Origin of the sequence: Phenylobacterium aquaticum (assembly GCF_947378715.1) — a bacterium.
Classification (GTDB): domain Bacteria; phylum Pseudomonadota; class Alphaproteobacteria; order Caulobacterales; family Caulobacteraceae; genus Phenylobacterium; species Phenylobacterium aquaticum_A.
On sequence record NZ_CANCLE010000029.1, the window covers coordinates 23429 to 30098 of the forward strand.

The window sequence follows — 6670 nt, forward strand, 5'->3', positions numbered from 1 at the left end:
CCCCGTCAGGTCGCGGCGGGAGACGGGTTCATGCCCGACTGTCCCCACCGCCGCTAAGTCTGGCAAACAGGCTCAGCCCGGCGGCAAAATCCCTAAGATCCGGGCTTCACCCATCCTCTGGCGATGAAGCCCAACCTGAAAGCCCATCGGTCTTCGCTATCGTTCGCGGTGGGACCAGGCCGACGCGAGGCCTTCGCGGCGGACTAGCACCACCGTTTCCTCAGCAAAGTCTTCCCAGGCCGCAAGACGGGGGTCGGATTGGACCTCGGCGCGACTGAGCAGAGCCGGCACGGAATCGGCATCTGCCAGGCATCACCCAGATTTTCGCCGTTCGCGGTGTCGATCAGAGCCCGGCTGCCGGCATAGGCGCGGTCATCGAGACCGAGTGTAAGCGCGTCCTGCGCGCCTCTCGCGGAGGCAAGCTTCGCTCCAGCAGGAGCAGGCCATGAGTGATCATATGCGTGAGCGGGCCCGGTCCCCTACGCCCTCCCACTAACGCCCTATCGCGACGCCCCCTCAAGATAGACCAGCGGCAGGACCAGCGCCGTGGGGTGGTCTCGGTCGAGATAGATCGTGTTGACGGCCACCCGTGGCTTGGCCGTCGGGTCGCCGGTATTCGGGTTCACGGCGAACCGAGGACTGTTGGACGAGGTGATGACCAGTTCGATGCGGTGGCCCTTCTCGAAGGTCAGGGCTGTATCCCAAAGGTCGATGCGCATGCGCTCTGGGACCCCGGGCGTCATCATCTTGAGCAGGGCGGGATCGCGGCCCTGGCGATATTGCGCCCGGATCGGCGCATCGAGGACCAGGGCCTCGTAGCCGTCCGGATAGACGTCGACCAACTTGGCCATGAAGTCGGTGTCCGCGCCGTCGGTCGCCGCGTAAAGGTCCACGCTGATCGGCCCGGCTATGGAGACATCGCGCGCCAGCGGCTCGGTCTTGAAGCGAAGATAGTCCGCCCGGATCGGGATCTTGCGCTGATCCATGGGTCCGATCCCGAAGTCCGACCAGATCGTCGACCCTCCCACCGTCGCGACGGGTGCCGCCGGGTCGAAGCGATACGAGATCTTGGATTGACGCACGGTCGGCGCGTCGAGGCTGAGGCCGCCATCGGGGCTCGGATAGTAGCGAACCTCGTGAGCCGCAGGCGGCCAATCGCCGGAGGGGACAAACCGATTCTTGTCGGACGCCGCTCCACGCCGGGCGGAGGCCATCATAAAATAGCTGACGGGCGGCTCATCCATGACGCCGTTGTCGGCGCCCTTGAGCCAGTGGTCGAACCACCGCAGTTCCTGCTGACCGGCGACCTCCGTGCGATCGGCGCCCGGATAGGCGAGATCGCCTGCCAGAGGGCCGTGGCCTGACGGGGTCATCAACAGCTTCTGCTGGCCCCGCGCACCCTCGGCGCCTCGGTTCTGCAGCCAGACGAACTTCTCCAGCGTGCCCTCATCGAAGGCGTCGTACCAACCTCCGACATGATACATGGGAATGCGGACGTATTTCAGCCCCTGGCTCATCTCGCTTCGGTCGGAAAACACGTCCGACGTCGGGCGAAACCCTGGGCTGGCCAGCGTGCCTCCGGCGTCCAGCCCGACGAACCCTAACCACCGCTCCATGTCCGCCTGGCGCAGGACCCCGCCGGTATAGGTGGAGCTTTCGGAGCGATCGAGCGGAGAGACCACGGTGAAGGCCGCGAGCAAGTGCGGAGGCGCGCCAATGGCGGCCAGATTCGCGGTGATGCCCATGGCCGAGGCCCCCGTGATTCCGATCTTGCCGTTCGACCACGACTGCGCCGCGGCCCATTCGATGGTGTCGTAGCCATCGGCGATGTCATCGCTGAACGGCGAATAGTGGCCTTGGGAATGACCCCGGCCGCGGACATCCTGGACGATGAACACATATCCGTGGTCGTTATAGAGCTGGGGACCGTCGACACCTGCGGCGCTGCGCGGGTCGGCATAGAACGGGCCATCCTTCAGATAGGGCGTGCGCGTGACCACCACGGGCCAGGGGCCTGAGCCCGCAGGCAGATAGACATTCGCCGCGAGCCTGACGCCGTCGCGCATCTCGGCCCACACTTCGGCGGGCTTGGTCACGCCGGTTGGGGCTGAGGTCGGCGGGGTTTGAGCTATCGTCGGCGACGCCACCCCCGCCAAGGGGAGGACAGCGATGACGGCGGCGAGAATGAGTCGGTTCATGGGTTGCCTCCAGGCCTGCGGGATCTCGGCTACGCGGCCTGGCTTCGCGGCGAGGATGTCCCGAGAAAGGATTTTGTGATCGCGCGACGCCAGCTGGCGGTGGGCAGCAAACGGTTGAGCATCAGGAACGCACCGCCATTAGCGGCTGCATAGCGCAGACGGTCCGACCGATCTCTGGCCGCGCCGAGGATCACGGCGGCGACGGTCTCCGGACCTGGCGACGCCGCCCCACCGGCGGTCATCTTCGCCTTCACCACCGATTGTTGCGGTTCATAGGCCGGGCTCATCGCCCATTCGTGGGCGAATTCGGACCGGGTGCCGCCCGGCTCGATGAGCTTTACGCGAACGCCGAACGGCTTGAGTTCGTAGTGCAGGGACTCCGTCAGGCCTTCGACTGCGAACTTGCTGGCGTTGTAGGGCGACAAGAACGGCAATCCGAACCGGCCCGCGATGGAGCCGACATTGATGATCAAGCCCTCGCGACGGGCTCGCATCAACGGCAGGACCGCGCGGGTCGTCTCGACCAAGCCGAAGAGGTTGGTCTGGAAATGTCGCTGAAACTGTTCAGGCGTCACCGCCTCGATGGGACCGGCCAAGCCCACGCCCGCATTGTTGATCAGGACGTCGATGGCGCCGAACCGGCCGATCGCCAGAGCCACGGCCTCGGCGATCGAGGCCTGGTCCGTCACGTCGAGCCGGGTCACCAGCGCACGATCCGATCGCGCCAGCTCCTCCAAGACTTCGGGCCGGCGGGCGGTCGCGACGACGTTCCATCCTGCCTGGAGGAACCGCTTCGCGCTGGCCAGCCCGATGCCGCTGGAAGCGCCGGTGATCAGCATGGTCTTGGTCATGGAGGAATTCCCGAAATTCATATTGGAACAAACAGTCAATAATAGAGCGCCAAGGAGTTGAGCGGACGGAGGCAGGATGCTGACTAGCGGGCCTGGAGGCTGTCGAGGGTGAAGCTGGCGATCTGGCGCAGCAAGGCCGGCGGCGCGCCGGCCTTGCTGCTCACCTTCAAGCCGCCAAGGGTGCATTGGATTGAGCTGGCCGCAGCGCGCACATCCAGATCAGCGCGCAGATCTCCGCAGGCAACCCCCTCCGTCAGCAGTTCGGTCAGAGCGCGCTCCACGAGGGCGCCATTGGCGGCGCGCACGGAGGCGACCTCGGAATCCCCCTGCCCGAACTCACAGATCGAATTGACGCCCATGCAGCCCATCGCCCGCGCCTCAGGCGGGAGAGCCGCTTCCGCGAGCAAGACAAGCGCGAGCGTCTCCTTGGGCGATCCCTCTCGCCGCAGCAGCGCGATCAGCTCGGCGACGCTGTTGGTCGTGTACCGCCGCAGCGCCTCAAGATAGAGGGCGTGCTTGTCGCCAAACGTGTCGTACAGGCTCTGCCGCCCAATACCCATGGCGCGTACCAGATCTTCGATCGACGTCGGCTCGTAGCCCTGCGCCCAAAAGACATCTCGCGCCGCATCCAGCGCTTGTTCGCGATCGAATTCCTTTCGACGGGTCATATGTCAGCTCTACCATAATTGAACGATTAGTCCAGAATAATCGCAATCCGCCATCCAGGCTTGGCCGGAGCATCAAACTCCGACCCGAGCTACCGATTGGAGGCCTGACGGCCGTGGACCGCCCACCCGCCACCAGGCCGACCTCACGGCGTCCGTAGCGCCTCGGCCGGGCGCTTGGAGAGCGCCTGGAGGGAGGCCGCCAGGCCGCCCAGGCCGGCGATCAGGGCCGCGCCGGCCACCAGGGCGCAGACACCGGCCCAGTCCACGCTCCAGTGGGCCTTGAACACCAGGGTCACCACCGGCCAGGCGGCCAGATAGCCCAGGCCGACGCCGGCGGCGCCGGCGATCACGCCCACCGCGCCATATTCCAGCACATAGGCGCTGAGGATCTGCAGGCGGCTGGCGCCCAGGGCCTTGAGGATCGCCGCCTCCCGCGCCCGGCCCTGGGCCCGCGCCGCGATCGCCCCCACCAGCACCAGCAAGCCCGCCAGGGCCGCCACCGCCGCCGCGCCCCGGATCGCCAGGGCCAGGCGGGCGAACAGGTCGGTCGCCGCCTCCAGCTGGTCGCGCACCGAGATCACATTGACCTGCGGAAAGTCGCGGCCCAGGGCCAGGGTGGCGGCCGCCTCCTGGGCCCGGCTCGCCTTGGCGATGGCTACCTGGCGCAGATTGGCGCCGGCCACGGCGTCGGGGGTCAGGACCAGGGGGAAGTTGGCGCCGAAGCCGCCGAAGTCGACCTTGCGCAGCACCGCCACCCGGGCCTCGATCTCGCGGCCGAGGATCGAGACGGTCAGGCGATCGCCGACCTTGAGATGGCCGCCCTTGGCCGCCTGGACCTCGACCGCGATCAGCGGCGGGCCGGCATAGTCGGCGGGCCACCAATGACCGGCGATCACCCCGGCGTTTGCCGGCTCCGGCCCCAGGGCCGAGAGCGAGATGTCGTTGTCATAGGCCCAGCGATCTGACGCCGGAATGGCCTCCGGAACCACGGCCGCGCCCCGGACGGCGACGATCCGGCCGGTGGCGAAGGGCGCGCGCAGATAGGTGTCCGGGGTCAGGGGCGCGCCGAACGCCCGGGTCACGGTCGCATCGAAGGCCGCGGCCTGGTCGCCGGGGATCTCGGTGAACACCAGGGCCGGGGCGGTGCGCGGCGCGACCTCCGACACCTGGCGCAGCAGGCTGGACTGGATCAGCACCACGGCGGCCAGCAATCCGACCCCCAGGCCGATGGCCGGGGCGGCGGTGCGCGCCGCCGAGCCGGGGCCGGCCAGATTGGCCAGCGCCATGCGCAGCGGGCCGGAGGTGCGCCCCCGGACCTTGCCTGCCGCCCAGGCGCCGGCCAGGCCCAGGGCCCAGAGGAAGGCGAAGGCCACGGCCACGCCGGCCATCATGACCACAGCCGCGATCGGCGTCGGCGCGGTCGCCACCGCCAGGGAGCCCAGGGCCAGGCCCGCAAGGCCGGCCCCGATCCACTCGATCCCGAACGACACCCGTCCCTTCAGGTCGCGGCGCAGCAGCATGGCCGGCGAGGTGGTCCGGGTCCGCGCCAGGGGGACCAGGGAGAAGGCGGCGGCCGAGGCCAGGCCAAAGGCCGCCGCCTTGATCAGCGGGCCGGGATAGAGGGCGAACAGGGCCGGCACGGGCAGCTGGCCCTGGATCATGGCGCCCAGCGCCAGGGGGGCCGCCGCGCCGATCGCCACCCCGATCGCCACCCCCAGCAGGGCCAGGAGGCCGATCTGCAGCAGATAGACATTCCGCACCAGGGCCCCGTCGGCGCCCAGGGCCTTCAGCACCGCGATGGCCGGGGTCTTGGCCTCCAGATAGGCCGAGACCGCCCCGAACACCCCGAGACCGCCGGCCACCAGGGAGGCGAGACCGATGAAGCCCAGGAAATATTCCAGCTGGTCGATCAGCCGGTGGATGCCCGGCGCGGCGTCATCGCGATCGCGGATGCGCAGCTCCGACTGGGGCGCCAGCCGCCGCAGCGTGGCCGTCGCCTGTTTCGGCGAGACCGAGGGCGGCAGGCTCAGGCGCGCCGTGATCGCGAAGGGCAAGCCAGGCTCGAGAAAGCCGCCGCCCCGCACGGCCGCCAGGCTGGTCAGCACCCGAGGACCCAGCGCGAAGCCCCGCGACAGCCGGTCGGGTTCCTGGATCAGCACCGCACGCGCGATCAGCGGCGCATTGCCGACCAGGAAACGGTCGCCCAGTTTCAGCCCCAGCCGGTCGAGCAGGCTCTGCTCCACTGCCGCCCCCGGGGTCCCGTCCGGCTCGGGGCGCAGGGCGGCGGCCAGGTCCGGCGCGCCCTTCAGCTCCAGCTTGCCGACCAGGGGATAGTCGCCGGCCACGCCGCGCAGCTCCACCAGCCGGCGCGCGCCGGCCTGCGACTGGGCCATGCCTCGCGCGCTGACCGCCCAGGACGCCCGGCCCTGGGCCAGGATCGCCTGGCGCTCAGTGGGGGTGAACTCGCGCTGCTCGACGGTGAGCGCCAGATCGCCGCCCAGGATCTCGCTGGCCTGGGAGGCCAGGCCCCGGCGGAAGGCCTCCGCCGTGGAGCCCGCGGCGGCGATCGCCGCGACGCCCAGCGCCAGGCAGGCCAGGAACACCCGGAAGCCCCGGACGCCGGCGCGCAGCTCCCGTCGGGCGAAACGCCAGGCGAGCCAGGTCAAGACGCCAGCCGCCCGTCACGCATGTGGACGATGCGGTCCGCCCGGGCCGCCAGCTCGGGATCATGGGTCACCAGCACCAGGGCGGCCCCGGTCTCGACCACCAGGTCGAACATCAGCTGGGCCACATGGACGGCGTTGGCGGTGTCGAGATTGCCGGTCGGCTCATCGGCGAACAACAGGCTGGGCCGGCCGGCCAGGGCGCGGAGTTTAATTGGCCTTTTTCGAAATATCCTTTGCGATCTGCGATCACTTTTTCGATTTGCTTTAAGGCAGTAAAACCTTTTGGC

5 protein-coding genes are annotated in these 6670 nt (G+C 68.9%); all 5 read right to left on the reverse strand.

All coding sequences use genetic code 11. The features are described 5' to 3' along the window. Positions 1-500: 500 nt before the first annotated feature. The 5 genes from Q7P21_RS06130 to Q7P21_RS06150 all read right to left on the reverse strand — a co-directional run bounded on the left by Q7P21_RS06130 (position 501) and on the right by Q7P21_RS06150 (position 6559). On the reverse strand, positions 501-2198 hold the full coding sequence (locus Q7P21_RS06130; RefSeq protein ID WP_304176221.1) for a CocE/NonD family hydrolase: 1698 nt from the start codon (positions 2196-2198) through the stop codon (positions 501-503). 29 nt (positions 2199-2227) lie between these two features. Continuing rightward, the gene (locus tag Q7P21_RS06135) at positions 2228-3049 is read right to left on the reverse strand and encodes an SDR family oxidoreductase (protein WP_304166310.1); all 822 of its coding nucleotides are present in this window, start codon (positions 3047-3049) and stop codon (positions 2228-2230) included. Positions 3050-3132: 83 nt separating this feature from the next. Then, entirely contained in the window at positions 3133-3717 is a 585-nt protein-coding gene (locus Q7P21_RS06140) for a TetR/AcrR family transcriptional regulator (protein ID WP_304166309.1), read from the reverse strand. Positions 3718-3860: 143 nt separating this feature from the next. Then, positions 3861-6383 (reverse strand): ABC transporter permease, encoded by a 2523-nt coding sequence (locus Q7P21_RS06145; protein WP_304176223.1) that lies wholly within the window; start codon positions 6381-6383, stop codon positions 3861-3863. Beyond that, positions 6380-6559: a hypothetical protein gene (locus Q7P21_RS06150; protein WP_304176225.1), complete on the reverse strand. Its 180-nt coding sequence runs from the start codon at positions 6557-6559 to the stop codon at positions 6380-6382. Before Q7P21_RS06150 ends, Q7P21_RS06145 begins: the two co-directional genes overlap by 4 nt. Positions 6560-6670 lie beyond the last annotated feature (111 nt).